Raw genomic sequence first — 26,919 nt, forward strand, 5'->3', positions numbered from 1 at the left:
GAGCGGGGCTCCTCAGCCGGCCCCCCTCAGGTCGACGATCCGCTTGATCTTGCCCACCGACCGTTCCAGTGTCTCCGGGTCGACGATCTCGACCCCGACGCTCACGCCGACCCCGTCCTTCACGGCCGCCGCGATCGACAGGACGGCCGCCTCCCGCTCGGCCGCCGTCGCACCGGCCCGTGCCTCCGCCCGTACGGTCAGCGCGTCCAGCCGCCCCTGCCGGGTCAGCCGCAACTGGAAGTGCGGGGCCACCCCCGGGGTCCGCAGGACGATCTCCTCGATCTGCGTGGGAAAGAGATTCACCCCGCGCAGGATCACCATGTCGTCACTGCGCCCGGTGACCTTCTCCATGCGGCGGAAGACGCGCGCCGTCCCAGGCAGCAGCCGCGTCAGATCCCGGGTCCGGTAGCGGATCACCGGCATGGCCTCCTTGGTGAGCGAGGTGAAGACCAGTTCGCCCTCCTCCCCGTCCGGAAGGACCTCACCGGTGAACGGGTCGACGACCTCCGGATAGAAGTGGTCCTCCCAGATGTGCAGCCCGTCCTTCGTCTCGACGCACTCCTGCGCCACACCCGGGCCCATCACCTCCGACAACCCGTATATGTCGACGGCGTCGATGGAGAACCGTTCCTCGATCTCGTCGCGCATCCGCTCCGTCCACGGCTCGGCGCCGAAGATGCCGATCTTCAGCGACGTCGACCGGGGGTCGACTCCCTGGCGCTCGAATTCGTCCAGCAGGGTCAGCATGTACGAAGGCGTGATCATGATGATCTCGGGCCGGAAGTCCTGGATCAGCTGCACCTGGCGCGCGGTCATGCCACCGGACGCCGGAATGACGGTGCAGCCGAGGCGCTCCGCCCCGTAATGGGCTCCGAGCCCTCCGGTGAACAGGCCGTACCCATAGGCCACATGGGCCTTGTGGCCCGGGCGCCCGCCCGCCGCCCTGATCGACCGGGCGACCACGTCGGCCCAGGTGTCCAGGTCATGCTCGGTGTACCCGACCACCGTGGGCCGGCCGGTCGTGCCGCTGGACGCGTGGATCCTCCGCACCCGGTCCTCAGGAACGGCGAACATCCCGAACGGGTAGTTGGCGCGCAGATCGGCCTTGACGGTGAACGGGAAGCGGGAGAGGTCTGCGAGCGTACGGCAGTCCTCGGGGCGCAGCCCCGCCTCTTCGAAGGCCGCACGGTAGAACCCGACGTTCTCGTAGGCGTGCCGCAGTGTGGCCCGGAGGCGCTCCAGCTGCAGGGCTTCGAGCTCGTCGCGGCCGAGCCGCTCGCCGGCGTCAAGCAGCGCGGTCATACGGATCATCCCCTCGCCGACCGACGACCGACCATTCGGTCGCCTCCTGGGAGCAGTAATTCAGGAGGTGGGGGGTTCTGGCAAGGGCCGAGGTGTCGCCTGTGGACAACTCCTGGTCAGAAGTCCAGCTCGGTGAGTCCGGGATGGTGGTCCGGCCGTCGTCCGAGCGGCCAGCGGAGCCGGCGGCCGGACTCCTCGATCGGGACGTCGTTGATCGACGCGTGGCGCACCCGCATGAGGCCGCTGCTGTCGAACTCCCAGTTCTCGTTGCCGAAGGAGCGGTACCAGCGGCCTCCGTCGTCGTGCCACTCGTAGGCGAAACGCACAGCGATCCGGCCGGCGTCGTGCGCCCACAGCTCCTTGACGAGGCGGTAGTCGAGCTCCCGGGCCCACTTACGCCGCAGGAAGCCGATGATCTCCTCCCTGCCCGTCACCCACTCGGCGCGGTTGCGCCAGCGTGAGTCAGGTGTGTAGGCGAGCGCGACCTTCTCCGGGTCCCGGGTGTTCCAGCCGTCCTCGGCGCGGCGGACCTTCGCGACCGCGGACTCCTGTGTGAAGGGCGGGATGAGCGACTGTGCGTCCATGGAGGGCTCTTCCGTCGAAGGGGAGAACGTGCGTTCTCTGCGCAGGCGTCGTACTGTATGAGAACGTACGTTCTCACGCAAGGCGGCAAGGGGAATCACGGTGGATCTCGCACAGGCACGGACCGCGGCACTGGAAGCCGCCGAGGACCTGTTCTACGCCCGCGGCATCCAGGCCGTCGGCATGGACGAGATCCGCGCCACGTCCGGTGTCCCGCTCAAGCGCCTGTACGCCCTTTTCCCCTCCAAGTCCGCTCTGGTCCGTGCCTGCCTCGAAGCCCGGGACGCCCGGTGGCGCGCGCAACTCGCCGCCTACGTGGACACTCGCCGGGGAACACCGCAGGACCGGGTCCTCGCGGTCTTCGACTGGCTGCACGCATGGTTCTCCGAGCCCGGCTTCCGTGGCTGCGCCTTCATCAACAGCTTCGGTGAACTGGGCGCGGTGGACGCCTCGGTCGCCGACATCGCGCGCCTCCACAAGGACGCCTTCCGCGCCTATGTCACCGGTCTGGTCGTGGCCGCGGGACGACCGGAGGAGTCCGCCCTCGCGTACGTACTGCTCGCCGAAGGCGCGATCGTCACCGCGGCCGTGTCCGGAACGCCCGAGCCCGCCCACCAGGCCGGTCGGGCAGCCGCCCAGCTTCTGGCAGCCGTCCCCGTCACCTGATTCGCTGTGGGCGTACGCACGCGCACCACGCCACCCGCCCTGTTTGGATGGCGGCTATGCCGATCTTCAGCACGTACGACGGAACCGAACTCGCCTACCACCTGGTGGGCGAGGGCGAACCGCTGATCTGCCTGCCCGGCGGCCCCATGCGGGCCGCCCGCTATTTCGGCGACCTCGGCGGTCTGTCCCGAGTGCGGCAACTGGTGCTGCTCGATCTGCGGGGCACCGGGGACTCCGCCGTCCCGCAGGACCCGTCGACGTACCGCATCGACCGGCTCGTCGACGACGTCGAGGCGCTCCGCGCACACCTCGGCCTCGAACAGGCCGACGTGCTGGGCCACTCCGCCTCCGGGGAACTCGCGGCGCTCTACGGGGCGAAGCACCCGCAGCGACTGCGCTCCCTCACTCTCGTCACATCCGGGACGGGCACACTGGGCCTGCCCGCCACCGACCAGGACCGGCGCGACGCCGCCGAGATGCGCGCCCACGAACCCTGGTACGCCGAGGCCAGGGCCGCGCTGGAGGAGATCCAGGCCGGACGTGCCACGCCCGAGGCCTGGGCCGGGATCAGGCCGTTCACCTACGGGCGCTGGGATGCGGCGGCCCAGGCGCACGCCGCCGCATCCCCTGAGCAGCGGAACGCCCTGGCCGGTTCGCTCTACTACCCGGAGAGCGGCCTCGACACCGACGCCACGATCGCCGCACTGCGGGCGCTGCCGGTACCCGTGCTCGTCCTCGCGGGGGAGTACGACGGCGGACCCAGCCCCGACCGCGCCGCGGAACTCGCCGCGCTCTTCCCCCATGCGGAGTTCGTCGTCCAGCGGGGCGCCGGCCACTTCCCGTGGCTGGACGATCCCGGTGCCTTCGTACGCACCGTCGCCGCGTTCCTCGACCCCGACGTCAGCAGCGTGCAGGCGGGCGGGATCCGGCTCGCGTACCGCACCTGGGGTGACCCGTCCGCCCCAGCCGTCGTCCTCGCCCACGGACGGGGCGGGAGCAGCCTGGACTGGACAGGCATCGCCGAACAGCTCGCGGCCCGCCACCGGGTGTACGCACTCGACTTCCGGGGCCACGGCCTCAGCGACTGGCCGGGCCGCTACTCCTTCGAATTCTTCCGCGACGACCTGCACGCCTTCCTGGAGGCCCGCAATCTCTCCGGCGCCACGGTGATCGGGCACTCCGTGGGCGGCGCCGCAGCCCTGCTGCTCGCCGAGCGGCACCCGGCACTGGTCGGGGCACTCGTCATCGAGGAGGCCCCGCCCCTGCTCCCGCTCGACCCGCCCCGTCCGCCGGCCCAGCGGCCGCCGGGAGAGCTCGGTCACGACTGGCAGGTCGTCCCGTCCATCGACACCCAGCTGAACGCCCCGGACCCGGCAGCACGGGAGTGCCTGGGCGAGATCACCGCCCCGGTACTCGTCGTCGGAGGCGCCCGCAGCCACGTCGACCAGGAACAACTGGCCTGGATGGCGCGGCAGATACCCGGAGGGCGGTTCACCTCCGTCGACGCGGGCCATCTCGTGCACGCCGACAACCCCCAGGCGTACCTCACCGCCCTCAGGTCGTTCGGCGTCGGCTGACGGGCCCCGGGGCCGCCCGGGCCCCGCCGGCCGTACCTGCCGCGTCAGCCGCGGTGGAGCAGAGTCACCATGACCTCGTACAGCGTCGCCTCCGGGTCCGCAGCCGCGCTCTCCGAACGCCAGGCCACGAATCCGTCGGGGCGCACCAGAACGGCGCCTTCGGCGGACGTGCCGTGGGAGGCGGCCCAGTCGGCACCACCCTCGGGCGTCAGGTCCGCGCCCGGAGCGGTACCGATCCCGAAGACCTGCAAGGGGACCGACAGGCGCTTCGCCACCTGCTCCGCCGCCGTGCGCCAGTCCGGATGCCGGGCATCACACAGCAGCACGAACGACTTCTCGTAGAGATCCAGGGTCGACACGCGCCCGCCGTCCCGGCCGAGCCACATGTGCGGCGCCCGCGTGCCGGGTTCACCCGTCAGGCCCATGCCCTCCGGCACCACCGGAAGGCCGGGATCGACGTCCAGGACGGCGCCCCGCACATAGCGGTAACCGAGCGCGACCGTGAGCATGCCGCCCTTGCGGCCGCCACCCGGGCCGGGCGAACCGGCGTACCCCGGGTGGCTGTGCTCTCCCGAACGGGCCGACGCGCGCGCACTCGTGGCCTTCGCCACCGGGAGCCGTTCCTCCTCGTACGTCCCCAGGAGCCCCGGCCCCGCCACCTCGCCGATCACGGCAGCCAGTTTCCACGCCAGGTTGTGCGCGTCCTGGATACCGGTGTTGGAACCGAACGCGCCGGTGGGGGACATCTCGTGCGCCGAGTCACCGGCGAGGAAGACCCGGCCGGAACCGTACCGTTCGGCGACCCGCTCGGCGGCGTGCCACGGGGCCTTGCCCGTGATCTCGACGTCCAGGTCCGGTGCTCCGACCGCCCTGCGGATGTGTTCCGCGCACCGTTCGTCGGTGAAGTCCTCCAGTGTCTCGCCCCGGTCGGGCTGCCACGGCGCGTGGAACACCCACCGCTCCTCGTTGTCCACGGGCAGCAGCGCCCCGTCCGCCTCCGGATCGGTCAGATAACAGACGATGAAGCGCCGCTCACCCACCACGGAGGCGAGCCGCCGGGAGCGGAACGTGATGCTCACGTTGTGGAAGAGGTCCCCCGGACCCGTCTGGCCGATGCCCAGCTGCTCCCTGACCGGACTGCGCGGCCCGTCGGCCGCGACGAGATAGTCGGCGCGCACCGTGGTGTGCTCCCCGGTCTCCCGGTCCTTGACCACGGCGGTGACCCCGTCCGCGTCCTGCTCGAAGGTGAGCAGCTCGGTGGAGAACCGCAGCTCGCTGCCCTGCGCCCGGGCATGCGCGACCAGGACGGGTTCCAGGTCGTTCTGGCTGCACAGGCACCAGCTGCTCGGGCTGAACCTGGCGAGCCCGCCGCCCGGGTCGATCTCCTTGAACAGCCACTCCTGGTCGTCGCCGGTGAGCGACCCGGCCTGGAGGATGCCGTGATTGTCCGCCAGCACGGATGCGGCGTCCCGGATCAGGTGCTCCGCACCCGCGGTCCGGAACAGCTCCATCGTGCGGACGTTGTTCCCGCGCCCCCGCGGGTGGGTCGAGGTGCTGCCGTGTTTCTCCACCAGCAGGTGGCGGACGCCGAGCCGGCTCAGGAAGAGGGAGGTGGACAGGCCCACCAGGGAGCCGCCCACGATGAGGACCGGTACGCGGAGGTCGACGTTCTCGTTCATCAGGTGCTCCAGCTCGGACGCGTGACGGATGCACTGTCCATGCCCTCGCAGGAGGGCTTCGGCCGGGCTTCGGCCGACGCCTCACCTGAACGGTTCATAAATCTCGCGCCACTCCTGCCGCCGTTCCACGATCAGTCGCGGGAGCGATGCTCGCGAAGCGGGGGGGCGTCACGTGTCGGCGGGCGGGGACCTGCACCGCTTCCACCGAAACCGACGGATGACGAGAGGCCACGGGACGTGGCCACCGCACCGTCTCGAAGGAGAGCGAAAGATGACAACCCTCTCGGAACGGATATCTCAGTCCGCCTTCGACGGTTCGAGGCTCCGGGTCATACTGCTGCTGGACCTGCACGACGGCGCCCAGAACCAGTTCCTCGAGGCGTACGAGCACATGCGCAACCAGGTGGCCTCGATCCCCGGACACATCAGCGACCAGCTCTGCCAGTCCATCGAGAACCCCTCGCAGTGGCTGATCACCAGCGAGTGGGAGAGTGCCCCGCCCTTCCTCGCCTGGGTGAACAGCGAGGAGCACGTGGCGACGGTGCAACCGCTGCACAGCTGTGTACGCGACACGCGGTCCCTTCGCTTCAGCGTTCTGCGGGAGACCGGGGCCGCGTTCGAGAACACTCCCGAGCCTGCCAAGGGCCGCCTCCAGTCCGCCCCTCGGCTGGGCGACGGCGTCGTACGTCACGCACTCACCTTCACGGTGAAGCCGGGCACGGAGGAAATGGTCGCGAAGATCCTCGCCGACTACGACTCCCCGCAGGCGCGCGTCGACGAGAACACCCGGCTGCGCCGCACCTCGCTCTTCATGCACGGGAACCGTGTCGTGCGAGCGGTCGAGGTCGAAGGCGACCTCATGGCAGCCCTGCGTCACGTCTCCCGTCAGCCCGAGGTCAGGGCGGTCGAGGAAGCCATCAATCCGTACCTGGAGCAGGACCGCGACCTCAGCGACCCCGACTCCGCCCGGATGTTCTTCACCCGCGCCGCACTGCCGACCGTCCACCATGTGACGGCCGGCCGTCACGCCTCCGAGGACGTCCAGCGGCACTCACTCTTCTACCAGGCCAAGGAAGGCTGCGGCATGGCACTGGCCCGGCTGCTCGCCGGCCAGGACGAGGAGGCGGCGAACGACGCATCGAGCCCCATCGAGAGCAGCACGATCTTCCAGCGTGACGACGTCGTGGTGCGGCTCCTCGAAGTGAGCGGCCCGCTCAACGCGCAGCCCGCGCAAGCACTGGGCATCGGCGGTCACCGCAAGGCGGCCACGCTCGGCCGGCTGCTCGACGGCGGTGCGAACGGCATGCCGACGACCGACCAGGAGGCCGCACGCTTCCTCGCGCAGGCCGAGATGAAGCTGATCACCGACCGTCGGGCCGCCGAGTCCTGATGCGTCACCGGCAGCACGGGGCCCACCCCGTGCTGCCTTCACACCGCACAACGTGCCTGGAGGAGACCAGCCATGACCACCCACCGGCCTCGCATCGTGGACCTCAGCGAGACTCAGCCCAACCGCAGGCGCGGAGGCGACCTGCGCGCCCTGCTCACACCCACGGCGGTGGGTGCCACCAGCGGCTTCATGGGGCTGGCCATCGTCGCCCCCGGCGACCGCATCGGTGAGCACTACCACCCGTACTCCGAGGAATTCGTGTACGTCGTGGACGGACTCCTCGAAGTGGACCTGGACGGCGAATCGCACTCGATGCGGCCCGACCAGGGCCTGCTGATCCCGCCGCACGTGCGACACCGCTTCCGCAACGTGGGTGACGTGGAAGCGCGCATGGTGTTCCACCTCGGCCCGCTCGCCCCGCGTCCCGAGCTCGGACACGTGGACACCGAGGTCACGGAAACCGCGGACCCCAGTGACGGCTACGCTCCGCCAGAACGAACGGGGGCGGCCTCATGACGCGGCGGCGCGTGGCCGTCACCGGGGTCGGCGTCGTCGCACCCGGTGGCATCGGGGCACCGGCGTTCTGGGACCTGCTCGCCAACGGCCGTACCGCGACCCGTGGCATCACGTTGTTCGACCCGGCACAGTTCCGTTCGCGTATCGCCGCCGAGTGCGACTTCGATCCCGTCGCCCACGGCCTGGACGCGAACCTGATCGCCCGCTCGGACCGGTACATACAGTTCGCCCTGGTGGCGGCGAGGGAAGCGCTGGGCGACGCCGGACTCGACCTCGAGAAGGAGGACCCCTGGCGTATGGGGGTGTCCCTCGGGACCGCGGTCGGCGGCACCACCCGCCTGGAGCACGACTACGTCGCCGTCAGCGACAGAGGCGCGCGCTGGGACGTCGACCACCGGCAGGCGGGCGCCCACCTGGAGCGGGCGTTCGCGCCCAGCACCCTCGCCTCGGCGGTGGCGGAGGAGGTCGGCGCACACGGGCCCGTGCAGACGGTCTCGACCGGGTGCACCTCAGGCCTCGACGCGATCGGGTACGCCTTCCACTCCGTCGAGGAGGGCCGGGTCGACATCTGTGTCGCCGGAGCGTCCGACACGCCGATCACCCCCATCACGGTGGCCTGCTTCGACGCGATCAAGGCGACCTCGGCGAACAACGACGATCCGGAGCACGCCTCCCGGCCGTTCGACGCCCGCCGGGACGGCTTCGTCATGGGTGAGGGCGGCGCCGTCCTCGTGCTCGAAGAGCTGGAGCACGCCCGCGCCCGCGGCGCGACCGTCTACTGCGAGATATCCGGCTACGCCACCTTCGGCAACGCCTACCACATGACCGGGCTGACCACCGAGGGGCTCGAGATGGCCGAGGCCATCAACACCGCCCTCGCGCACGCCCGCCTCGACGGATCGCAGGTCGACTACGTCAACGCGCACGGCTCGGGCACCAAGCAGAACGACCGGCACGAGACGGCAGCGGTGAAACGGGCCCTGGGCGCGCACGCGTACAAGGTGCCGATGAGCTCGATCAAGTCGATGGTCGGCCACTCCCTCGGCGCCATCGGCGCGATCGAGATCGCCGCGTGCGTCCTGGCCCTCAAACACCAGACGGTGCCGCCGACGGCCAACTACGAGACCGCGGACCCCGAGTGCGATCTCGACTACGTACCCCGCACCGCACGGCCCCTCAAGCTGCGCAGCGTGCTCTCGGTCGGCAGCGGCTTCGGCGGATTCCAGTCCGCCGTCGCCATGACCCGATCAGGCGGGAGGACCCCATGAACACCCAGGCAACCCGCAGCTCCGTCATCACGGGGATCGGTGTCGTCGCCCCCAACGGGATCGGCGCGAGTGCTTTCTGGAAGCAGACCCAGGACGGTGCCAGCGTCCTCGACCTCGTGTCCCGCGCGGGCTGCGAGAACCTCCCGCTGCGGGTCGCGGGCGAGGTCAGGGACTTCGACCCGGTCGCGTACATCGAGGAGCGCTTCCTCGTCCAGACCGACCGATACACGCACTACGCGATGGCAGCCGCCGATCTCGCCCTGGACGACGCGCGGCTCGGACGCGCGGATTACGAAGGCGCGCCTTTCAAGGTGGGCGTGGTCACCGCCGCCGGATCCGGTGGCGGTGAATTCGGCCAGCGCGAGCTGCAGCGGCTGTGGGGTGAGGGCTCCCGTTTCGTCGGCCCCTACCAGTCCATCGCCTGGTTCTACGCGGCCAGCACCGGCCAGATCTCGATCCGGGGCGGCTTCAAGGGGCCGTGCGCCGTCGTGGCCAGCGACGAGGCCGGCGGCCTGGACGCGCTCATGCACGCCGGGCGTTCCATCCGGCGAGGCACGGACGCCGTTGTCGTCGGCGCGGCCGAGGCTCCGCTCGCCCCGTATTCGGTCGTCTGCCAGCTCGGCTACGACGACCTCAGCCTCTGCGACGAACCCACCCGCGCCTATCGGCCGTTCACCGCGGACGCCTGCGGATTCGCGCCGGCCGAGGGCGGCGCGATGCTGGTCGTCGAGGAGGAGACGGCGGCCCGCGACCGCGGCGCACACATCCGGGCCGAACTGGCCGGCCACGCCGCCACCTTCACCGGCGCGGCCCGGTGGGAAGAGTCCCGCGCGGGACTGGCCCGGGCGATCGAAGGGGCGCTCCGTGAGGCGGACTGCGCTCCGGAGGAGATCGACGTCGTCTTCGCGGACGCGCTGGGCGTGCCCTCGGCGGACCGTGCCGAAGCCCTGGCGATCGCTGATGCCCTCGGCCCGCACGGACGGCGCGTCCCGGTGACCGCGCCCAAGACCGGAACGGGCCGCGCCTACTGCGGCGCACCCGTGCTCGACACCTCTGCCGCGGTGCTGGCCATGGAGCACGGCCTGATCCCGCCGACGCCCAACGTCTTCGAGGTGTGTCACGACCTGGACGTGGTCACCGGCCGAGCGCGCCCCGCCGAACTGCGCACGGCGCTCGTACTGAGCCGCGGGCTGATGGGCTCGAACTCGGCCCTGGTACTGCGCCGCCCCACCGACACCCCGCTGTGAGAAGGAGTAGTCCTCATGACCGCTCAGCTGACGTACGAAGAACTGGCCACGCTGATGAAGAGCGGCGCCGGCCTCACGGTCGACCCGTCGGAGATGGCGAGCCGCCCCGGCTCGGCCTTCGACGAGTACGGCCTGGACTCGCTCGGCCTGCTCGGCATCGTGGCCGCGCTCGAGAACCGGTACGGCCACCCGCTGCCCGTCGACGCCGACCGGTGCAAGACGCCCGGCGAGTTCATCGACCTCGTGAACAACACCCTCGTGACAGGAGCCTGACGTGTCCGGACACACCGAGAACGAGATCACCATCGCCGCCCCCCTGGACCTCGTCTGGGACATGACGAACGATCTCGAGAACTGGCCGCAGCTGTTCAGCGAGTACGCGGCCGTCGAGGTGATCGAGCGCGAGGGGCAGAAGACGACCTTCCGCCTCACCATGCACCCCGACGACAACGGCAAGGTATGGAGCTGGGTCTCCGAGCGCACCACGGACCGCCAGGGACGCAACGTACGCGCCCGGCGGGTCGAGCCCGGTCCGTTCCAGCACATGGACATCCGGTGGGAGTACTCGGAGGTCCCCGGCGGCACGCGCATGCACTGGCGCCAGGACTTCGCGATGCGCCCCGACGCACCGGTCGACGACGCGTGGATGACCGACAACATCAACCGCAACTCGCGCGTCCAGCTGGAACTCATCCGCGACAAGATCGAGCAGCGCGACCGGGAACGCCGCACCGCCTCCGTCCCCGCCAACTGATGCCCGGAAAGGCAGCCGGATGCACCACGCACTGATCGTCGCCCGGATGGCGCCTGAATCGGCACCGGACATCGCCAAGCTCTTCGAGGCGTCCGACAACACCGAACTGCCCCACCTCGTCGGCGTCAACAGGCGCACTCTGTTCCAGTTCGGCGATGTGTATCTGCACCTGATCGAATCCGACCGGCCCCCGGGCCCGGAGATCGCCAAGGTGACGGAGCACCCGGAGTTCAAGGCCGTCAGCGAGCAACTGACCGCGTTCGTGAGCCCGTACGACCCGCAGACCTGGCGCGGTCCGAAGGACGCGATGGCGCAGCAGTTCTACCGCTGGCAGCGCGACGGCTCCGCCTGACACACAAACGGTCGCCCCGGGTCCGGCACTCAGGTGCCGGACCCGGGGCGATTCCGTGCGCCGGGGGCCGCGCGCTACGGGACGACGCACTCGAAGGCGTGCAGGTACGCGTTGACGGGGTGGATCTCACCGACCCGCAGGCCCGCGTCGGACAGCCGCCCGACCAGGCTCTCCCGGGTGTGCTTCGCACCACCGACGTTGAGCAGGAGCAGCAGGTCCATGGCGGTGGTGAACCGCATCGACGGGGTGTCGTCGACGAGATTCTCGATGACCACGACACGGGCGCCCGGACGGGCAGCGGCGAGCACGTTGGCGAGGGTCCTGCGGGTGCTCTCGTCGTCCCATTCGAGGATGTTCTTGATGACGTACATATCCACCTCGAACGGGATGTCCTCACGGCAGTCCCCGGGCACGATCCGGACCCGGTCGGCGAGCCGGCCGCCGTCCCGCAACCGCGCGTCCGCACGCGCCACGACACCCGGAAGGTCGAGGAGGGTTCCGTGGACCGAGGGGTGCTTCTCCAGCAGGCTCGCGAGTACGTGCCCCTGACCACCGCCGATGTCGGCGACCGAGGACACCCCGGTGAGGTCGAGGAGACCGGCGACGTCCTGTGCGGACTGCACGCTGGAGGTGGTCATGGCCCGGTTGAACACCTGGGCGGACTCGCCCGCGTCCTGGTGGAGATAGTCGAAGAAGCCCTTGCCGAACGTCTCCGGGAAGACGCTCGTGCCGGAGCGCACCGCAACGTCCAGCCGCGGCCAGACCTCCCAGGTCCAGGGTTCCGTGCACCACAGGGAGATGTACCGCAGGCTGTTCGGGTCGTCCTCGCGCAGCAGACGGGACATCTCCGTGTGGACGAACTTCCCCTCCGGGGTCTCGCCGAAGATCCCGTAGCAGCACAGCGCGCGCAGCAGCCGCCGCAGAGGTACGGGCTCGGCGTCCACGACCAGGGCGAGCTCCGCGGCCGATGCCGGCGTCTCACCCAGCGCGTCGGCGACGCCCAGCCTGGCCGCCGCCCGCACAGCGGCCGCGCAGGCCGCTCCGAACGCGAGCTCCCGCAGCCGCATGGACGGCGGAGGGGTGGCGGCGACGTGGGGCGCGGCGGGCGGAGTGACGACGGGGGTGGTGTCGGGGGTGGGACTCACGGTGGTCATACCGTCTCTTTTCTCCTTGTGCGGTGGTGCACCGTCATCCGGCACACATCCCGGCCGGGACGGACGTCCCGCACGTGTTGCTGACGAAGCTGTTGCCGGTGCCCGCGGTGTCGCGGTTGGCGAGGTCGGCCGGCTTGTTGCCGCGTACGAGGTTCTCGCTGATGGTGTTGTCGGTGTTCAGCGCGCCCACGAAGCTCTTGAACAGCAGGATGCCGCCGGAGAGCGGGGTGGAGCCGACGTTGTCCAGGATGACGTTGGAACGTACCGTCGTGGCCTCGCTTCCGGTGAGGACGATGCCGGACCCCTGGATCGCGGACAGGCGAGGGGTCGCCGGACAGAACTTGTTGTTCTTGAGGATCCGGTTGCCGCTGATCGTCATCGCCCCGGCCGCGGGCCTGGACTCGTCACCCACGACGAACACGCCGCTGCAGTTGCCGGTCAGGGTGTTGCCGTCGATCACGAGGTTCCGGACCCGGCGGGCGGTGACGCCGATGCGGTTCCCACTCACGGAGTTGTCCACGACCAGGGTCCCGCCGGTGTCGGTCGCTCCGCCCTCCTCGGTGACCGAGTTGGCGACGAAGATGCCCGCGTCGCCGTTGCCGGTGGCGGTGTTGTGCCGGAAGTCGCCGCGGGTGGACCGCTCCTGCGCGATGCCCCAGGTGCCGTTCTTGCGGGCGGCCACCCTGTGGACGGAGAGCCCGTCGGTCCAGGCAGCCCAGACGCCGCTCTTGTCGAAACCGGAGACGGTCAGTGACCGGATGTGGACGTCGTCGACCGTGTGGCCCTTCGTCCCGATGACGCAGATGCCGTTCCCGCCCATGGCGCAGGCGTTGGCGGCCTTGGCGCCCTTCGTGCCCTTCGTGCCCTTGGCGCCCTTCGCGGCCGCCGGTGCGATCACTGTCCGCTCACCGGTCCCGCGCAGGGTCAGGCCGGGCTTGGTGATCAGGACGCTCTCGCGGTACGTGCCCGGCAGGACGACGACGGTGTCCCCGGGCTTCGAGGCGTCCACCGCGCTCTGGATCGATTCGCCCGGGCGCACCACACGGTCGCTCTCTCCGGACGCGACGGAGGGAACGGCCGCGAGGCCCAGGGCCGTGGCCGCAGCGACAGTGATGCCCGCCAGGCATTTCATGTGTCTTTTCCTCATGAGCCGAAGCTAGGGGCGATCAACCCACGGTGCCACGCAAGGTGAGCGTATGGATACATGGCGTGCCTGAATGGCTTACGCCCTCGCGGTCCCGTGCCCTCCACGAGGCCGTAGCGTGGCCCCATGACGGGCGAGCGCGATCTTCGAACACTGCTGCACGGCATGCGACCGGAACTGAGGCCCGGCCGCTACGTCTGGACGACCGTGCCCGGTGGCGAGGTGCCCACCGGTGTCGCCCCGGTGGTCACCGTCTCCGAGGAGGAGGGACTGACCCTCGTCGTTCCCGAGGCGCAAGCCGCGGCATCAGGACTGGCGTCCCACTTCGTGGCCGGCTGGATCACGCTCCGTGTGCATTCCGCGCTGGACGCCGTCGGACTGACCGCAGCGGTCTCCCTGGCCCTCACGGACGCCGGGATCAGCTGCAACGTGGTCGCCGGATTCCACCATGACCACCTGTTCGTGCCGTACGCGCGTGCGACCGAGGCGGTCCAGGTACTCGAAGCGCTGGCCGTGGAGTCCGCATAGGAGTGCCCGGCTCCGCCACGTGAGCCGGGACACGTAACATGGCCCCCATGTCCTTCCTCCGCCGCCGTAGCGCCGCCACACCCGCGGGCCCGGACTTCGATGTCCTGGCCATGGACCCGGGGGACTGGCCCGGCAACCTCGGCGCCGGTCTGCTCCCCGCTCCCGACGGGAGCTGTCAGGGCGTTTTCCTGCGCTACGACCTGTTCGGCGGACGCGGCCCCGCGATGATCATCGGGAATCTGCCGAAGGGCTCACCGGCCCGCGAGACCGAGGAGGGGCAGGTCCCCTTCGAGGTCGCCCAGCTACTCCTCGCCCTCGAGAACGACGAGCCCGTCGAAGTGACCGGCGCCGAGGACGTGCCCGTCATGCAGGGCGACAGCCTGCTGATCGTGCGCCGCATCAAGCTCTCCGAGAGCCGGATCTCCTGCGTCCAGTTCGACCGGAGCGATGGCGTACTCGTCACCATCGCCAGCTGGGACCGGCCGATCACCGACGATCTGTACGCCCTGCTGAAACCACTTCCCGCGGAGCTGTTCCAGCAGGGCTGAAACGTCCCTGCGTCGTCAGCAGACGTGTCACCCGCGCCGCCGACGTCCCGAACCCCGTGGGCCCGCTGATGTGCCACGGGGTTCCGGTGCCCCGCCGAAGATCCTCCTCGCGATAGCGCCGGCAGTCCCGGTGCCAGATCAGGATGCCCGCCAGCCAGTGCTGGAGCTCCACCACATAGCCGGCCAGGACCTCCCGCGCCTCCGCGCTCAGATCGAAGTCGTCGTACAGAACCGGCAGTTCCTGCTCGGCTACATGCTGGAACTGGCGCATGCGTGAATTCATCAATTCGTGCACGATCGCGACACCCGTCGGATAGTCCACCCCGAAGAAGTTCTGCACGACGAGGACACCGTTGTGCACCTCGCCCTCGTACTCGATCTCCTTCTGGTACGAGAACAGGTCGTTGAGCAGGCACGCGTAGTCCGCTGCGGCGTTCTCCAGGGACCGCATCGGACCGCTGCGGTAGACCGCGTCCGGCACCTTCCTGCCGTGACCCAGCCGGCACAGGCTCATCGTCAGGTCCGAACCGAACGTGGCCCGGCGCATCTCCATGTAGTCGACCGGATCGGGGATCCGGTTCTGCGCCTGGTTCGTCAGCTCCCAGAGCCAGCTCGCCGTCATCGACTCCACAGCCTCCCGGAAGGTCCGTCGGGCGTCGTCGTCCATCGGCTCCGCCGTCCGCCGCCAGAGGTCGGCCAGCGCCCGCTCCAGGGCGTTGACGGGCTCGGGCACGGACGCCCCGTCCAGTGGCATGAACAGCGACAGCCGCTCGTTCGCCAGCCGCGCCCCGGCCAGATCACGGGTCCGGCCGTGCACCACCGGGAACCAGTCGTCGCCGTAGGTCCCCCAGGTCAGCCATCCCGAGGACAGATCGAGCTCGTCCGGAGTCGCATCGGGATGCAGCCCCGCCGCGCAGAGCGGCAGATCGGTCGCGACGAGGCGCTCCTCGTCCCAGATGTGTGAGCCCGGCACACCCGGTTGCGCCTCCAGCAGCCCCATCCGGCGCGACCACTCCACGATCCGGACCCGGGCCCCGTCCAGATGCGGGCTCAGCGTCGTGCCGAACGGCATGTCGAAGTCGGGCAGCAGGGACGGTCCGACGTGCTGGTACGGCACATGGGTGTGGCTGCGGCTGCGGAACGATTCCGAGCGCGGGGTGAAGCGGAGTGATGCGGCGGCCATGCCGAAACCGGGCACGCTCTCACCTGCGCCGCCGCCGTTCATGTAGCGGCTGGAGCGCATGTGCCACTCATGGCCACCGGACTGCCAGTCCTGAAGCCCCTTCACGTACGCCAGGACAGCGACCGTCTCGTCGGCGGTCAGCCCCTTCTCCGCGCACAGCGGACCGAGTTCGGTGAGGGCCGTGTTCTCGAACTGCTGCAGGCGGGACGTCAGCAGATCGTTGACCGCCTCCGCCGCCTCCTGGGTCGAGCAGCCCAGGAACCTCTCCAGGACCAGTACGCCGTTGCTGTTCTCGCCCTCGTCCTCGACCTCGCGCTGGTACGAGAACAGATCGTTGCGCAGGTGCACGCCGTCGGAGAAGGCGTCCCTCAGCACCCGCAGCGGGCGTGAACCGGCCGCGGCGTCGGGCACCTCCGCGTTCGCCGTGTACTCCACCAGGCCCGCCGACCACGGCGCCCCACCCACCTTGCGGCGCATCTCGATGTACTCGACGGGGTTGGCGATCCGTCCCTCGTTGATGTTCGAGAGCTCCCACAGGGACTCGTTGAGCAGATTCTCCGTCGCCTCGGCGAACCGGGCCCGCCAGGCATCGGACATGCAGGGCACCGTCCTGGCCCAGAGGTCGGCCAGCCCCGATTCCACCGGATTGGTCGGCTCCGGCGTCGCCGCTCCCCGCTCCATGGGCATGAAGGCGGGCAGCCGGTCCAGATACCGCTTCCCGCCCTCACGGTCCGGAGTGCGTTTGAACAGCTCGAGGAAATGGTCGTCGAAGAAGAAGACCCACACATACCAGTCGGTGACCAGGGACAAGGCCTCTGCCGAGCAGTCGGGATGGGTGTAGGAGCAGAGCAGCGCGTAGTCATGGGATTCGAGGTCCTTCTCCTCCCAGATACCGGAGCCCTCCAGCATCCCCATTCCGCGCGCCCACGTCCGGGTGTGGCTCCGGGCCGCCTCCAGATGCGGATTGAGGCGTGCCGGGTACGGCACGTAGAAGTCCGGCAGTGAGAAGGGCTGTGCCATGTGCGTCCGGCCTTTCCGAGAACTCCGCGCGGTCCACGCGGACCGCCCCTGTCGGCGCCAGCACTACCCCTCGGCCATCCGGGGCACGCACAGCGCGGAATAGTCACACAAACTCAGGTCCGGCGGCACACTGCACTCTTGACTCACCAACACCTCCCGCCACAGAGTGTGCGCCGACCGATGAACGCGGGGAGCGCCCCGGGAACCGCTCTGCCAACCAGGCCCAAGAAGGGTTGTCATGACGTCCAAGCAGAGGACCAGACTCGCCCTCGCACTGACCACGGTGGGAGCGCTGAGCATGGCGCTCCTCTCCCCGGCGGCCGCCGGAGCGGACCCCGTGCAACCGGAATGCCCGCGCGACCTGGACTGCGACTGGGTCCCCGCGGCCTACCAGCAGACCGGCGACCCGTCGGACAAGGACACCTACGGCAACTACGACACGGCGAACCGGCCCGAGAGCAACCCCATCGAGTTCATCGTCCTGCACGACACCGAGGTCGACTACGACACCACCCTGAAGATCTTCCAGAACCCGGCCAACCAGACCTCCGCCCACTACGTGGTGCGTTCGTCCGACGGCCATGTCACGCAGATGGTGAAGAACAAGGACGTCGCCTGGCAAGCGGGCAACTGGTACCTCAACACCCACTCCATCGGCATCGAGCAGGAAGGCGTCGCAGCCGAGGGCGCCAAGTGGTACACCCCCGAGATGTACCGCTCGACCGCACGACTGGTGCGTCACCTGGCGGCGAGGTACGACATCCCGCTCGACCGGCAGCACATCCTCGGACACGACGGCGTACCGCCCACCAGCGCGGCCGGTACGCAGAACATGCACTGGGACCCGGGCCCCTACTGGGACTGGAACCGCTTCATGGCACTGCTCGGCAAGCCCACCGTGCCGAGCGCGCCCAGGAGCAGCGAACTGGTCACCGTCAGCGCGGACTTCACCAGGAACCAGCAGGAGTTCCGTGACTGCGAGAAAGGCGTCGATCTGCCTCGGCAGGGCAGCAGCGCGGTCCCGCTGCGCACCGGGCCGTCCGCGGACTCGCCGCTCTTCTCCGACCCGGGTCTGCACCCGGACGGCTCGCCGGGGACGAACTGCGCTGCGGACTGGGGCAGCAAGATCAATGCCACCCAGCAGGCCGTCGTCGCCGAGAGGGCACCCGGCTGGACGGCGATCTGGTGGTACGGGGAGAAGGCGTGGTTCCACACCCCCGCCGGGACCCGGGTCGTCAGCCCCACATCCGGCCTCGTCGTACGGCCGAAGGCAGGCAAGACGGAGGTGCCGGTCTACGGAGTCGCCTACCCGGAGAAGGCGGAGTACCCCACGGACTTCGTCAAGCCGACCGTGGGCGGCCCACTCGTGTACACCATCAAGGAGGGGCAGGCGTTCCCCGGCGGTGGCGAAGCACCCACCGGCTACTACTACGCACCGACGATCGACGCGTCGAAGCCGTACGACCACACGTACTTCCGCGGAACACAGAAGTACGTGACGGTCCAGATCGGTCACCGGATCGGCTTCGTGAAGGCGGTTGACGTCGATGTGGTGCGAGCCGGTTCATGAGCGGCTGAGACCTCGTACGGCGCGCTGCGGGACTGTGTGTCGGCACCGGTCCCGCAGCGCGCTCCCCCCGTCGGTCAGGCCGGTCGACCCGGCGTGGTCAGCGTGTCCCCACCGCTGCGCGTACGGCCCGCCGGGCCATGGCGCAGTCGTCGTGCAGCCTGCGCAGCAGCAGCCGTTGTTCCTCGCCGGAGGACAGCACACCCTGCCGTGCCTGGCCGTTCCCGGCCGGCGCGCCGTCACGCATCGCGCGCTGGACAGCCGTCTCGTACGTACGGATCTCCCGGGTCAGCACGATCATGAGGTTGACCAGAAAAGCGTCACGGGCAGCGGGGCCCTTCGTCTGCGCCAGCTGGCTGATCTGGCGTCGTGACGCCGGTGCGTCACCGAGCACGGCCCAGAGCGTCGCCAGGTCATATCCCGGCAGATACCAGCCGGCGTGCTCCCAGTCGACCAGCACGGGCCCGGTGGGCGGCAGCAGGATGTTCGAGAGCAGAGCGTCGCCATGGCAGAACTGGCCCATGCCCTGTCGGCCGCCCGCATGGGCCAGGCCGTGCAGCAGCTTCTGCAGGTCACCCAGATCACGATCGGTGAAGAGCCCCAACTCGTGATAGCGGGCGATCCGTGATGCGTAATCCAGGGGAGCGTCGAACAGACCGGCCGGCGGCCTCCAGGCGTTGACCTGGCTGACCGCTCCGAGAACGGCCCGCAGGTCCGCACGGGGCGGCGGCTCCGCAGGATGCCTCGTCAGCGCCGCGACACGGCCGGGCATCCGCTCGATCACCAGGGTGCAGTTCTCCGGGTCGGCGGCGATGAGCCGCGGGACCCGGACCGGTGGGCGGTGCCTGACGAACGCGCGGTATGCCGCTATTTCGTGCCTGAACCGCTCCGTCCACGCGGGTGAGTGATCGAGTAAGCACTTGGCCACCGCTGTCGCACGGCCGGTGGTGCCCACGATGAGCACCGAACGCCCGCTGCGGCGCAGCACCTGCACCGGATTGAACTCGGGGCAGATGCGGTGCACCGAGGCGATGGCCATCCGCAGCTGCGCGCCCTGGGTACCGGACAGGTCCAGTCTTCCGCTGAGAGGTTGGGAGCCCGGCCCCGCCGCCCGCCGGGTCCGACCCGTGCCGGACGCCGGAGACGCGGCGCGGGGGTCGAGATACGGCCCGCCGCCCGCCCCCAGAGGACGAAGCGGCCGGGGCGGGGCGGACACGGAGGACGATGCTGTGTACATGGGCGAGACAGATCCCTTCGTGCGCCGACAAGTTGCGTGCGCCGCCCCGGCCGGCGGCCGTTCGGCACCCTGGGGAGTACCTAGGGCTGCCGGGCGGGGTGGCGCTTTCCTACCTGACACCGCACGGCGGGTGGCACAACATCTGGCGACCCCTGGCGAACCCTGGCGAATATTCGCCGGGCATCCGCAGGGGAGCTAGGGTCAAGTCAGCCGAGAACCTGGGGGCTTGACGTGACCGGAGAACCCAACACCCGCCTATCTGACCTGTTCGGCCTGGCCGGCTGGTCCAAGGGCGAACTCGCGAGAATGGTGAACAGGCAGGCGGCGGCCATGGGCCACCTCCAACTGGCCACCGACACCTCGCGGGTGCGGCGCTGGATCGACATGGGGGAGTCCCCCCGTGATCCCGTGCCCGAAGTGCTGGCAGCTCTGTTCACCGAGCGGCTCGGCCGTGTCGTGACCATCGAGGACCTCGGGTTCGGCCGGCGCGGGCGTGTGGGGAAGCGGCGAAAAGCCGGGACGGAAGACAATCCCGACGGTTTGCCGTGGGCGCCCGAACGGACGGCAGCGGTCCTCACCGAATTCACGGGAATGGACCTCATGCTCAACCGACGCGGTTTGGTAGGCGCGGGCGCCGCGCTCACCGCCGGCTCAGCTCTCACCGGTGCCATGCACGACTGGCTGCACTCCGATCCGGCTCCGGCGGCCCGGGGCGCCCGACTCAACGATCCCCTGTACGCCGACAACGCCGGCTTCGACCTGTACGAGGCCGCCCCCGTCGGTTCCGAGGAGATCGAGGCTCTCGAGCACTCGGTCGAGGTGTTCCGGGCCTGGGACGCCTCCAGAGGAGGCGGGCTGCAGCGCAAGGCCGTCGTGGGGCAGCTCAACGAAGTGGGTGGCATGCTCGCCTACCACCACCCCGAGCACCTGCAGCGTCGTCTCTGGGGCGTCGCTGCCAACCTTGCGGTCCTCGCAGGCTGGATGTCGCACGACGTCGGCCTCGAGCCCACCGCCCAGAAGTACTTCGTGATCGCCGTCCACGCGGCGCGTGAGGGCGGCGACCGTCCGAGGGCGGGCGAGGCGCTCTCCCGCGCCGCACGCCAGATGGTCCACCTGGGCCGGCCGGACGAGGCCCTGGACCTGATGAAACTGGCCAAGTCCGGTTCCGGGGAGGAGACCCTGCCGCGTACCCGCGCGATGCTGCACACCATCGAGGCCTGGGCGCAGGCGTCGATGGGACGCGGGCAGGCCATGCGCCGTACCCTCGGCGAGGCCGAGGAGCTGTTCGTCTCGGACAAGGGTGATGTACCGCCGCCGAGCTGGATGCAGATGTTCGACGAGGCGGACATGCACGGGATGCAGGCACTGGCCTTCCGCACCCTGGCCGACCATGAACCGGGTGCGGCCTCCACCGCTCAGCGCCACGCGAAGCAGGCCCTTGACCTGCGGATAAACGGTCGCCAGCGTTCCAAGATCTTCGACTACATCTCGCTCGCCTCGGCATGCTTCATCGCCGACGACCCCGAGCAGGCCGACCGTTACGCACGGCTCGCCCTGGTGTCGATGGGGGAGACGTCCTCGCACCGGACCTGGGACCGGCTGCGGGAGATGTACCGGCTCACCGGCCAGTTCGCGGGTCACGCCACGATCGAAGACCTGCGCGAGGAGATCGAGCTCGCCCTGCCCACACGGGCATCCAGCAAAAAGGCGAAAGGTTCCCAGATCTGACCTGTCATCGCCGTCGACGCGCTCAGGACCGCATGTGTCCCGGGGCCGGACAGGTCTGCCCTGCCAGGGGTCTCCTCCTACCTGAGGCCCGAGGCGACCCAGAAGTCCCTCACGTATCGACGCGGGCCACCAACACGCAGGCATCGTCCAGTCGTTCGGCCGATCCGAGCTCCTCGACCAGGATTCGTACGCAGTCCTGTGCCGTGCGGGCCTGCGCGAACCGAGGCGCCAGCCCCAGAAGCATGTCCGGGCCGGCGCTCCGGTCGTTCTGTCGTGTCAGTCCGTCGGTGTGCAGTACGAGTACGTCGCCCGGCAGCAGGTCCACCCGGTCCTGCTCGTAGATGACTCCGGATGCCGCCCCGAGGAGGACCCCGTCCGGCGCGGACAGAGGACGCCCCACTCCGTTGCGGAACAGCAGCGGTGCGGGGTGCCCTGCCTGCGCCCAGACGAGCGTGCCGCTCTCAGGGTCGAAGCGGCAGCACACGGCGCTGCCCAAAGCGGGTTGCGCCGAGCATTCGATCAGCTCGTTCAGATGGCCCAGGACCGCCCCCGGGGCGACGCCCGCCACGGCCATGCCCCGCAGCGCGCCGAGTAACATCGCCATGGCCGAGGTGGCAGGGATTCCGTGGCCGGTGAGGTTACCGACGGTGAGCATGGTCCTGCCGTCCGGGAGCGGCAGCGCGTCGTACCAGTCGCCCCCGATCAGGTCACTCGACTCCGACGGCAGGTAATGGGCGGCGAGGTCCAGGCCACGCGCGCTCCGGCCGGATGCCGACAGTGAGCCGCGCCACGGTGGAAGGACGGCCTCCTGGAGTTCTACCGCCATCCGGTGCTCGGTCCTGGCCCGCTGTTCCTGGCGCCGCAAGGTGTCCCGTGTCCTGCTCACGATGTGCTGGCTGCGCCGCAGCCTGCTGACATCGCGCAGGACCGCCCACATGGAAGCGGTGCAGCCATCCGCGTCGAGGACGGGTTCGCCCGTCATGTGCAGCGTGCGCATATCGCCGTCAGGCAACAGGATCCGGAATTCGCCGTCTATCGGCCTGCCGTCCACCAGGCAGTCGGTCACCATCGAGGTGAGGAGGGGCTGGTCCTCCGCGAGGAGCAGGGACGGCAGCTCGTCCAGGGACAGCGCTCCTGTCTCCGGGGACCTGCCGAAGATCCGATACAGCTCGTCGGACCAACTGACCTCGTCGGTGAGCAGATTCCACTCGGCACTGCCCACCCTGCTGAGGAGCGATCCCGTCGGCGGTTCGGCCGGCGTCTCCGTGGAGGGCCCTCCCGCGGGCTCGGCGGCCGTGGCGTGGGGGATGCCGTCCCGTAGCTGTCCCAGATGCTCGCCGAGGTCGTCGAGCTGATGGACGGCGAGCTCGCAGAGCGCCCGCTGCCAGCGCAGCTGGGGATCGTCGTCGTCGATCACGGAACTGTCGCGCCGTACGGCGTCCACGTCGCCGCGCAGCAGTCGGGTCCGGTTGATCAGGGCATCGACGGCATCCCGCTCGGGCGGCTGTGGGGCCGGGCGGTCCGCAAACAGATGGGACGGCATCTGATACTCCGATACAGGCGGTGCAGCCGGTTCGTGGGGTGGACCGAACACGACTGTTGCACAGGCTTGGGGGCCCCGTAAGGGGTTTGGCGACACTCGATACGTTCTTGCTTCCGGCATATGCCGTCGGCTGAGTGTGGCGAGGGTCTGGCGAACACCCTTGCCCCTGGCGGGGAGTTGAGGCAAGTCGCCAGGCGTGAGCCGTTCGGCGTACGCCCGCGCACGCGGCGCTGTACGGCTCGGACCGGCCGGGATCAGGGCATATACGGAGTCGTGCGGAGTTGCGGAACGGATGACTGTCGCGCCGATCATGGTGCCGGCCGATGGAACGTTCGATATAGCGGTCGGGCGTGCGTCGGCCCCCCGTTCGAAGGCGGGAATGATGATGCACTCGTACGTGTTATGGGAGCCAGAAGCGAAAACGACACCCATTCCCATCCTGGGTGGGGTCGGAACTCTGTCTGGAGGCCCCATGGCGCGCAGTGAGACCAGGCCCGTCGTCCTTCTCCGGTCCATGGCCGGAACCGGTCATACCTATGTGACGCGCAAAAGCCGGCGCAATGACCCCGACCGGCTGGAGTTGCGGAAGTTCGACCCGGCCGTGGGGCGCCACGTCGTGTTCCGTGAGGCCCGCTGACGAGCGACGGCATCCCTTGCTGCACCCGGAGGCGCCCTGGCCTGCGCGATCGTGGTGCGGATCACACCGCTGGGGGTGGATTCACGGGAACGGCGAGCGGTGGTTTATCGTTCACCTATACGTGGGGAGTGAGGTCTGGAGCCCGCCGAGCAGCGTCCGCCGTCACCTCCGCACACAAGCCGCCCCGGCTGGATTCCCCCGATCCGGCCGGGGCTTCCCCTTGGGCCCGGCGCCCACGAGACCACCGCACGGCACGGGCTGCCCGCGCTCACATGGTCTGCGTTCACATCGTCTGCGTGAGGTCTGCCGCGTAGTGCTCGATGGCAGGCCGGTAGCGTCGTACGCGCGGGCTGTCGCTCGTCGTCGCCACCAGGCGCAGCAGGAGCTGCATGGCCTCGTGATGGTCACCGGTGTTGAACAGGGCCATGGACAGAAAGGTCCGCAGCGCCCCGTCGTCCGGGAATTCCGACACCCCCCGCCGGAGGGTCTCGACCGCCTGCCCGAACCTGCCCAGGACGCGGTAGGTGCTGCCGAGTCCCAGCAGTGCTCCGCGGCGTTCCTCCTCGGTCAAACCGTCGCCCTGCAGGCACCGCTCGTAGTACGGCACGGCCTCGGCTTCCAGGCCGAGTACATCGTGGACCCAGGCCGTCTGGTAGGCGACGTCCACCGCGTCGGGGAACGTCGCGGTGAGGGTGAGGAGGCGTTCCCTTGCCTGTTCGGGATGCCCCTGCTCGCGCAGCCGCACGGCTTCCGCCAGCAGTTCTTCCTTCTTCTGCGTGCTCATGCGTACATGGTCGCACCAGGCCCCGGGTGTGGCCGTCGGGGTTCGGGGCATCCGTTCCGCCATGACAGCAGAGGCGGAGCGCAGTGCGCGGCGCAGGAGCGCCGGACGTCTGATGCTGCGTGCGGCAGCGCTGGTCGCGGCGTTCCTGGCGCTCGTGGCGTTCTCCGTGTTCCTGGCGAAGGTGACGCTCACGCCGTCACCGGCGTCGGAGGACATCGTGACCTCCAATCTGAGGCCGGGGCGGTCGCTGCGGCAGTACGCGGAGGACTACACCTTCCTCGCCGCGTGCAAGCAGGCAGGCGGAAACCTTCTGCTCGGCGTGCCGTTCGGTGTGCTGCTGCCGATTCTGGTGCCGCGCCGGCTCCGGATGCTCCGGATGACCGCGCTGACCGTCCTGGTCATGGCGGTCGTCGAGCTCACCCAGGGCGCGCTCGTGGCGGGACGGGCCTTCGACATCGATGACGTGATCCTCAATACCTCCGGTGCGCTGCTGGGATACGCGTTGGTGGGACGCCGCATCAGCCACCGCTACCACGCCCTTTCGGACGAACCGGAAGGGGCGGACGGCGCGAGGCCCGCACCACGAACTCGGGCCAGGACCACGACGGTTGCCAGGGACAAGGCGAAGCGCCGCGGCGGGCCCGAGGCCGGGCCCGCCGCGCGCCGGAGCGCGCCCGCGCCGGTGGCTCGCGGACGCGCTCTGTTCGATAGGTGGCGCAGCCGCCGGGAGGGCCCGGGCGGGGAAGCGCCCGGGCCCTCCGGCGCGGAGCCTAGAGTGCCGGGTAGGCGTTCTTCATGAGCTCCTGGAACTGGGCGGAGAACCACTTGCCGGAGACGGGAGCGTCGCCCAGAGCCCCCGACATGTTGTTGTTGTTGCGGGCGTTACCGGTGTACGTCGGGTCGCACATCCGGTCGAATCCCTTGCCCTCGTCGTTCGGGATCTCCTTGCTGGATCCGTCCGACTCCCCCGGGGGCTTCATCCAGACGTACGCGTCGATACCGGCTTCCGGGGCTGCCTGCGGACGCTCGCCGAGGCCGGCTCCGGACTGGTTGCACCAGTTGCCCAGGTGGATGCGCCGGTCGTAGCGCCCGCCGTCCACATAGGTGTCGACACTGGTGGAGGCGCCCGGGCCACTCGGCCGGTTCGCACCGCCCCAGCCGTTGCGCGAGGTGTCGATCAGCATGCCGATGTCGGAGTTGAAGCCGACCGAGGTCAGTTCGGTGCGGAACGCCTGGGCGAAGGACAGCTCGTCCGTGTAGCGGTTCCAGTCGACCCACTTGGACTGCCGCACGGAGGTCCCGTTCACGGCGTCGTCGATGGAGAAGTTCTCCTCCTTGAGGGCGCTGTAGTTGGCCGTGTTGGTGATGAAGCCGTGCACGTCGTTGACGGTCGCGCCCTCGGCGGTCGCGGCCTCGTGGAAGATGTCGGCGGAGGCGCCGAAGTTGTCGTCCCAGCCGATCCAGCCGTGGTGTCCCGCGTCGATGTAGTTGTAGACGTTCGGCGCGTCGCCGAGCTTGTTGAGTGCGTAGCCGACGCCCTTGACGTAGTTGCCGTTGGCTTTCATGACGTCACAGGCGGGCGTGGCCGTGGGCCGGCCGCCCGCGTTGGTCACGAGGTTCGGCAGGGAGTCGATCTCGACGGTGGTGACGATGCGCAGACCCGCGTACTTCTCATCGGCCAGGATGGCCGCGATCGGGTCGATGTACTCGGTCTTGTACCGGTCGATCTCGGTGGGGCCGAGCTCTCCGTTGGAGGCGAGTGCCGCACAGTCGCGCCCGGGAAGGTTGTAGATGACGACCTGGACGACGAGTTCGCCGGAGCCCTTCTGGGTCAAGGCCTCGTCCAGGTGGTCACGCAGGCCCATCGAGCCGTTGGCACCCTCGATGGCGGCGATGCGGTCGAGCCACACACCCGTCGGCTGGTCGGCGATCCGGCTGCCGCCCGGTTCGGCCGCGGCGTTGTCCGACCACTCCGGGTTCACGTAGACCTCGGCGCCCTGGTACGGGTTGTCGGCCCGGGCGCTCTCCGGCGGATCCGTCGGGTCCGGCGGGTCGGTCGGGCCCGACGGATCGCCGTTGCACGTGACGCCGTTCAGCTTGAAGGTCGCGGGAACGGCGCTGTTGCCGCTGCCCGTCGCGTTGAAGCCGAAGGACGCGGAGGCACCGGAGGCGAGAGCGCCGTTGTGGGCGAGGTTCTTCGCGGTGACGGCGGCGCCGCTCTGCGAGACCGCGGCGTTCCAGCCCTGGCTGATCTTCTCGCCGCCGGCGAACGACCACTCCAACTGCCAACTGGAGACGGCGTCACCCGTGTTCGTGACGCTCACCGCGGCGGTGAGGCCGCCGTTCCACTGGTTCTGGATCTTGTAATCGACGGTGCAGCCCGCGGCCGCGGCGGCGGAGGCCCCGAAGGGGGCCGCAGCCGCCGCGGAGCCCGCCGCGGCGGCGACGAGTACTCCTGCGGCTATGAGCGCCGTTCGGGATCGGCGCAGGGTGGTGCGGCTCGTGCGGCTCAT

The 26,919-nt window shown here is 69.7% G+C and carries 25 protein-coding genes; 15 read left to right on the plus strand and 10 right to left on the minus strand.

The window, feature by feature from the left end:
* Window positions 1-12: 12 nt before the first annotated feature.
* Both paaK and ACFYQ5_RS15720 read right to left on the minus strand, forming a co-directional pair.
* Entirely contained in the window at window positions 13-1,302 is a 1,290-nt protein-coding gene (gene paaK, locus ACFYQ5_RS15715; protein WP_389197848.1) for a phenylacetate--CoA ligase PaaK, read from the minus strand.
* 116 nt (window positions 1,303-1,418) lie between these two features.
* Complete coding sequence (locus tag ACFYQ5_RS15720; RefSeq protein WP_389197849.1) at window positions 1,419-1,886, minus strand: DUF1348 family protein; 468 nt, start codon at window positions 1,884-1,886, stop codon at window positions 1,419-1,421.
* Between the two features lie 100 nt (window positions 1,887-1,986).
* Here ACFYQ5_RS15720 and ACFYQ5_RS15725 point away from each other — a divergent pair, with 100 nt between their 5' ends.
* Window positions 1,987-2,550 carry a TetR/AcrR family transcriptional regulator gene (locus ACFYQ5_RS15725; RefSeq protein WP_389197850.1) on the plus strand — a complete coding sequence of 188 codons (564 nt, stop codon included), beginning with the start codon at window positions 1,987-1,989 and terminating at the stop codon, window positions 2,548-2,550.
* Window positions 2,551-2,606: 56 nt separating this feature from the next.
* A complete protein-coding gene (locus tag ACFYQ5_RS15730) occupies window positions 2,607-4,127 on the plus strand; it encodes an alpha/beta fold hydrolase (protein ID WP_389197851.1) in 1,521 nt (506 codons plus the stop codon).
* A gap of 44 nt (window positions 4,128-4,171) precedes the next feature.
* Here ACFYQ5_RS15730 and ACFYQ5_RS15735 read toward each other — a convergent pair whose 3' ends face one another.
* Window positions 4,172-5,806, minus strand: coding sequence for an FAD-dependent oxidoreductase (locus ACFYQ5_RS15735; RefSeq protein ID WP_389197852.1), 1,635 nt, complete (start codon window positions 5,804-5,806; stop codon window positions 4,172-4,174).
* Between the two features lie 271 nt (window positions 5,807-6,077).
* Between ACFYQ5_RS15735 and ACFYQ5_RS15740 the strand changes: the two genes are divergently transcribed.
* From ACFYQ5_RS15740 to ACFYQ5_RS15770, 7 genes are all read left to right on the plus strand, one after another.
* Window positions 6,078-7,196 (plus strand): TcmI family type II polyketide cyclase, encoded by a 1,119-nt coding sequence (locus ACFYQ5_RS15740; RefSeq protein ID WP_389197853.1) that lies wholly within the window; start codon window positions 6,078-6,080, stop codon window positions 7,194-7,196.
* Window positions 7,197-7,268: 72 nt separating this feature from the next.
* Window positions 7,269-7,712, plus strand: a complete 444-nt coding sequence (locus ACFYQ5_RS15745) for a cupin domain-containing protein (protein ID WP_389197854.1) — start codon at window positions 7,269-7,271, stop codon at window positions 7,710-7,712.
* Window positions 7,709-8,980 carry a beta-ketoacyl-[acyl-carrier-protein] synthase family protein gene (locus ACFYQ5_RS15750; protein WP_389197855.1) on the plus strand — a complete coding sequence of 424 codons (1,272 nt, stop codon included), beginning with the start codon at window positions 7,709-7,711 and terminating at the stop codon, window positions 8,978-8,980. The genes ACFYQ5_RS15745 and ACFYQ5_RS15750 overlap by 4 nt, the downstream gene beginning before the upstream one ends.
* Complete coding sequence (locus tag ACFYQ5_RS15755) at window positions 8,977-10,227, plus strand: ketosynthase chain-length factor (RefSeq protein WP_389197856.1); 1,251 nt, start codon at window positions 8,977-8,979, stop codon at window positions 10,225-10,227. Before ACFYQ5_RS15750 ends, ACFYQ5_RS15755 begins: the two co-directional genes overlap by 4 nt.
* 15 nt (window positions 10,228-10,242) lie before the next feature.
* Window positions 10,243-10,500 carry an acyl carrier protein gene (locus ACFYQ5_RS15760; RefSeq protein WP_389197857.1) on the plus strand — a complete coding sequence of 86 codons (258 nt, stop codon included), beginning with the start codon at window positions 10,243-10,245 and terminating at the stop codon, window positions 10,498-10,500.
* Between the two features lies 1 nt (window position 10,501).
* Window positions 10,502-10,981: an SRPBCC family protein gene (locus tag ACFYQ5_RS15765; protein ID WP_389197858.1), complete on the plus strand. Its 480-nt coding sequence runs from the start codon at window positions 10,502-10,504 to the stop codon at window positions 10,979-10,981.
* Window positions 10,982-11,000: 19 nt separating this feature from the next.
* Window positions 11,001-11,333, plus strand: a complete 333-nt coding sequence (locus ACFYQ5_RS15770; RefSeq protein WP_389197859.1) for a TcmI family type II polyketide cyclase — start codon at window positions 11,001-11,003, stop codon at window positions 11,331-11,333.
* 74 nt (window positions 11,334-11,407) lie between these two features.
* On the opposite strand, the gene ACFYQ5_RS15775 is transcribed toward ACFYQ5_RS15770, so the two are convergent.
* On the minus strand, window positions 11,408-12,487 hold the full coding sequence (locus ACFYQ5_RS15775; RefSeq protein WP_389197860.1) for a methyltransferase: 1,080 nt from the start codon (window positions 12,485-12,487) through the stop codon (window positions 11,408-11,410).
* 34 nt (window positions 12,488-12,521) lie between these two features.
* Window positions 12,522-13,619 carry a nitrous oxide reductase family maturation protein NosD gene (locus tag ACFYQ5_RS15780; RefSeq protein ID WP_389197861.1) on the minus strand — a complete coding sequence of 366 codons (1,098 nt, stop codon included), beginning with the start codon at window positions 13,617-13,619 and terminating at the stop codon, window positions 12,522-12,524.
* Window positions 13,620-13,757: 138 nt separating this feature from the next.
* On the opposite strand from ACFYQ5_RS15780, the gene ACFYQ5_RS15785 reads away from it, so the two are divergent.
* Both ACFYQ5_RS15785 and ACFYQ5_RS15790 read left to right on the plus strand, forming a co-directional pair.
* The gene (locus tag ACFYQ5_RS15785; RefSeq protein ID WP_389197862.1) at window positions 13,758-14,159 is read left to right on the plus strand and encodes an ACT domain-containing protein; all 402 of its coding nucleotides are present in this window, start codon (window positions 13,758-13,760) and stop codon (window positions 14,157-14,159) included.
* Between the two features lie 47 nt (window positions 14,160-14,206).
* Window positions 14,207-14,707: a hypothetical protein gene (locus tag ACFYQ5_RS15790; protein ID WP_389197863.1), complete on the plus strand. Its 501-nt coding sequence runs from the start codon at window positions 14,207-14,209 to the stop codon at window positions 14,705-14,707.
* On the opposite strand, the gene ACFYQ5_RS15795 is transcribed toward ACFYQ5_RS15790, so the two are convergent.
* Window positions 14,646-16,910, minus strand: a complete 2,265-nt coding sequence (locus tag ACFYQ5_RS15795) for a germacradienol/geosmin synthase (RefSeq protein ID WP_389197864.1) — start codon at window positions 16,908-16,910, stop codon at window positions 14,646-14,648. The genes ACFYQ5_RS15790 and ACFYQ5_RS15795 overlap by 62 nt on opposite strands.
* Window positions 16,911-17,148: 238 nt before the next feature.
* On the opposite strand from ACFYQ5_RS15795, the gene ACFYQ5_RS15800 reads away from it, so the two are divergent.
* The gene (locus ACFYQ5_RS15800; RefSeq protein WP_389197865.1) at window positions 17,149-18,480 is read left to right on the plus strand and encodes an N-acetylmuramoyl-L-alanine amidase; all 1,332 of its coding nucleotides are present in this window, start codon (window positions 17,149-17,151) and stop codon (window positions 18,478-18,480) included.
* A gap of 97 nt (window positions 18,481-18,577) precedes the next feature.
* On the opposite strand, the gene ACFYQ5_RS15805 is transcribed toward ACFYQ5_RS15800, so the two are convergent.
* Window positions 18,578-19,714, minus strand: coding sequence for an aminoglycoside phosphotransferase family protein (locus ACFYQ5_RS15805; protein WP_389197866.1), 1,137 nt, complete (start codon window positions 19,712-19,714; stop codon window positions 18,578-18,580).
* Between the two features lie 231 nt (window positions 19,715-19,945).
* Between ACFYQ5_RS15805 and ACFYQ5_RS15810 the strand changes: the two genes are divergently transcribed.
* The gene (locus ACFYQ5_RS15810) at window positions 19,946-21,442 is read left to right on the plus strand and encodes a hypothetical protein (RefSeq protein ID WP_389197867.1); all 1,497 of its coding nucleotides are present in this window, start codon (window positions 19,946-19,948) and stop codon (window positions 21,440-21,442) included.
* Between the two features lie 109 nt (window positions 21,443-21,551).
* On the opposite strand, the gene ACFYQ5_RS15815 is transcribed toward ACFYQ5_RS15810, so the two are convergent.
* Window positions 21,552-22,985, minus strand: a complete 1,434-nt coding sequence (locus ACFYQ5_RS15815) for a PP2C family protein-serine/threonine phosphatase (protein ID WP_389197868.1) — start codon at window positions 22,983-22,985, stop codon at window positions 21,552-21,554.
* 472 nt (window positions 22,986-23,457) lie between these two features.
* On the opposite strand from ACFYQ5_RS15815, the gene rpmG reads away from it, so the two are divergent.
* On the plus strand, window positions 23,458-23,622 hold the full coding sequence (gene rpmG / locus ACFYQ5_RS15820; RefSeq protein WP_389197869.1) for a 50S ribosomal protein L33: 165 nt from the start codon (window positions 23,458-23,460) through the stop codon (window positions 23,620-23,622).
* Window positions 23,623-23,905: 283 nt separating this feature from the next.
* Here rpmG and ACFYQ5_RS15825 read toward each other — a convergent pair whose 3' ends face one another.
* Complete coding sequence (locus tag ACFYQ5_RS15825; protein ID WP_389197870.1) at window positions 23,906-24,406, minus strand: tetratricopeptide repeat protein; 501 nt, start codon at window positions 24,404-24,406, stop codon at window positions 23,906-23,908.
* Between the two features lie 61 nt (window positions 24,407-24,467).
* On the opposite strand from ACFYQ5_RS15825, the gene ACFYQ5_RS15830 reads away from it, so the two are divergent.
* Window positions 24,468-25,205: a VanZ family protein gene (locus ACFYQ5_RS15830; protein WP_389197871.1), complete on the plus strand. Its 738-nt coding sequence runs from the start codon at window positions 24,468-24,470 to the stop codon at window positions 25,203-25,205.
* Here the strand turns inward: ACFYQ5_RS15830 and ACFYQ5_RS15835 are convergent.
* Window positions 25,177-26,919, minus strand: a complete 1,743-nt coding sequence (locus tag ACFYQ5_RS15835; RefSeq protein WP_389197872.1) for a glycoside hydrolase family 6 protein — start codon at window positions 26,917-26,919, stop codon at window positions 25,177-25,179. The genes ACFYQ5_RS15830 and ACFYQ5_RS15835 overlap by 29 nt on opposite strands.

The organism is Streptomyces sp. NPDC005794 (assembly GCF_042871445.1).
Taxonomy (GTDB): Bacteria; Actinomycetota; Actinomycetes; order Streptomycetales; family Streptomycetaceae; genus Streptomyces.

What these genes read in the sequence shown, in the direction of transcription:
- paaK (WP_389197848.1), bottom strand. Translation starts at nt 1,302, where the DNA reads ATGACCGCGCTGCTTGACGCCGGCGAGCGGCTCGGCCGCGACGAGCTC.
- ACFYQ5_RS15720 (WP_389197849.1), bottom strand. Translation starts at nt 1,886, where the DNA reads ATGGACGCACAGTCGCTCATCCCGCCCTTCACACAGGAGTCCGCGGTC.
- ACFYQ5_RS15730 (WP_389197851.1), top strand. Translation starts at nt 2,607, where the DNA reads ATGCCGATCTTCAGCACGTACGACGGAACCGAACTCGCCTACCACCTG.
- ACFYQ5_RS15735 (WP_389197852.1), bottom strand. Translation starts at nt 5,806, where the DNA reads ATGAACGAGAACGTCGACCTCCGCGTACCGGTCCTCATCGTGGGCGGC.
- ACFYQ5_RS15740 (WP_389197853.1), top strand. Translation starts at nt 6,078, where the DNA reads ATGACAACCCTCTCGGAACGGATATCTCAGTCCGCCTTCGACGGTTCG.
- ACFYQ5_RS15745 (WP_389197854.1), top strand. Translation starts at nt 7,269, where the DNA reads ATGACCACCCACCGGCCTCGCATCGTGGACCTCAGCGAGACTCAGCCC.
- ACFYQ5_RS15750 (WP_389197855.1), top strand. Translation starts at nt 7,709, where the DNA reads ATGACGCGGCGGCGCGTGGCCGTCACCGGGGTCGGCGTCGTCGCACCC.
- ACFYQ5_RS15755 (WP_389197856.1), top strand. Translation starts at nt 8,977, where the DNA reads ATGAACACCCAGGCAACCCGCAGCTCCGTCATCACGGGGATCGGTGTC.
- ACFYQ5_RS15760 (WP_389197857.1), top strand. Translation starts at nt 10,243, where the DNA reads ATGACCGCTCAGCTGACGTACGAAGAACTGGCCACGCTGATGAAGAGC.
- ACFYQ5_RS15770 (WP_389197859.1), top strand. Translation starts at nt 11,001, where the DNA reads ATGCACCACGCACTGATCGTCGCCCGGATGGCGCCTGAATCGGCACCG.
- ACFYQ5_RS15775 (WP_389197860.1), bottom strand. Translation starts at nt 12,487, where the DNA reads ATGACCACCGTGAGTCCCACCCCCGACACCACCCCCGTCGTCACTCCG.
- ACFYQ5_RS15780 (WP_389197861.1), bottom strand. Translation starts at nt 13,619, where the DNA reads ATGAAATGCCTGGCGGGCATCACTGTCGCTGCGGCCACGGCCCTGGGC.
- ACFYQ5_RS15785 (WP_389197862.1), top strand. Translation starts at nt 13,758, where the DNA reads ATGACGGGCGAGCGCGATCTTCGAACACTGCTGCACGGCATGCGACCG.
- ACFYQ5_RS15790 (WP_389197863.1), top strand. Translation starts at nt 14,207, where the DNA reads ATGTCCTTCCTCCGCCGCCGTAGCGCCGCCACACCCGCGGGCCCGGAC.
- ACFYQ5_RS15795 (WP_389197864.1), bottom strand. Translation starts at nt 16,910, where the DNA reads ATGGCACAGCCCTTCTCACTGCCGGACTTCTACGTGCCGTACCCGGCA.
- ACFYQ5_RS15800 (WP_389197865.1), top strand. Translation starts at nt 17,149, where the DNA reads ATGACGTCCAAGCAGAGGACCAGACTCGCCCTCGCACTGACCACGGTG.
- ACFYQ5_RS15805 (WP_389197866.1), bottom strand. Translation starts at nt 19,714, where the DNA reads ATGTACACAGCATCGTCCTCCGTGTCCGCCCCGCCCCGGCCGCTTCGT.
- ACFYQ5_RS15815 (WP_389197868.1), bottom strand. Translation starts at nt 22,985, where the DNA reads ATGCCGTCCCATCTGTTTGCGGACCGCCCGGCCCCACAGCCGCCCGAG.
- rpmG (WP_389197869.1), top strand. Translation starts at nt 23,458, where the DNA reads ATGGCGCGCAGTGAGACCAGGCCCGTCGTCCTTCTCCGGTCCATGGCC.
- ACFYQ5_RS15825 (WP_389197870.1), bottom strand. Translation starts at nt 24,406, where the DNA reads ATGAGCACGCAGAAGAAGGAAGAACTGCTGGCGGAAGCCGTGCGGCTG.
- ACFYQ5_RS15830 (WP_389197871.1), top strand. Translation starts at nt 24,468, where the DNA reads ATGACAGCAGAGGCGGAGCGCAGTGCGCGGCGCAGGAGCGCCGGACGT.
- ACFYQ5_RS15835 (WP_389197872.1), bottom strand. Translation starts at nt 26,919, where the DNA reads ATGAGCCGCACGAGCCGCACCACCCTGCGCCGATCCCGAACGGCGCTC.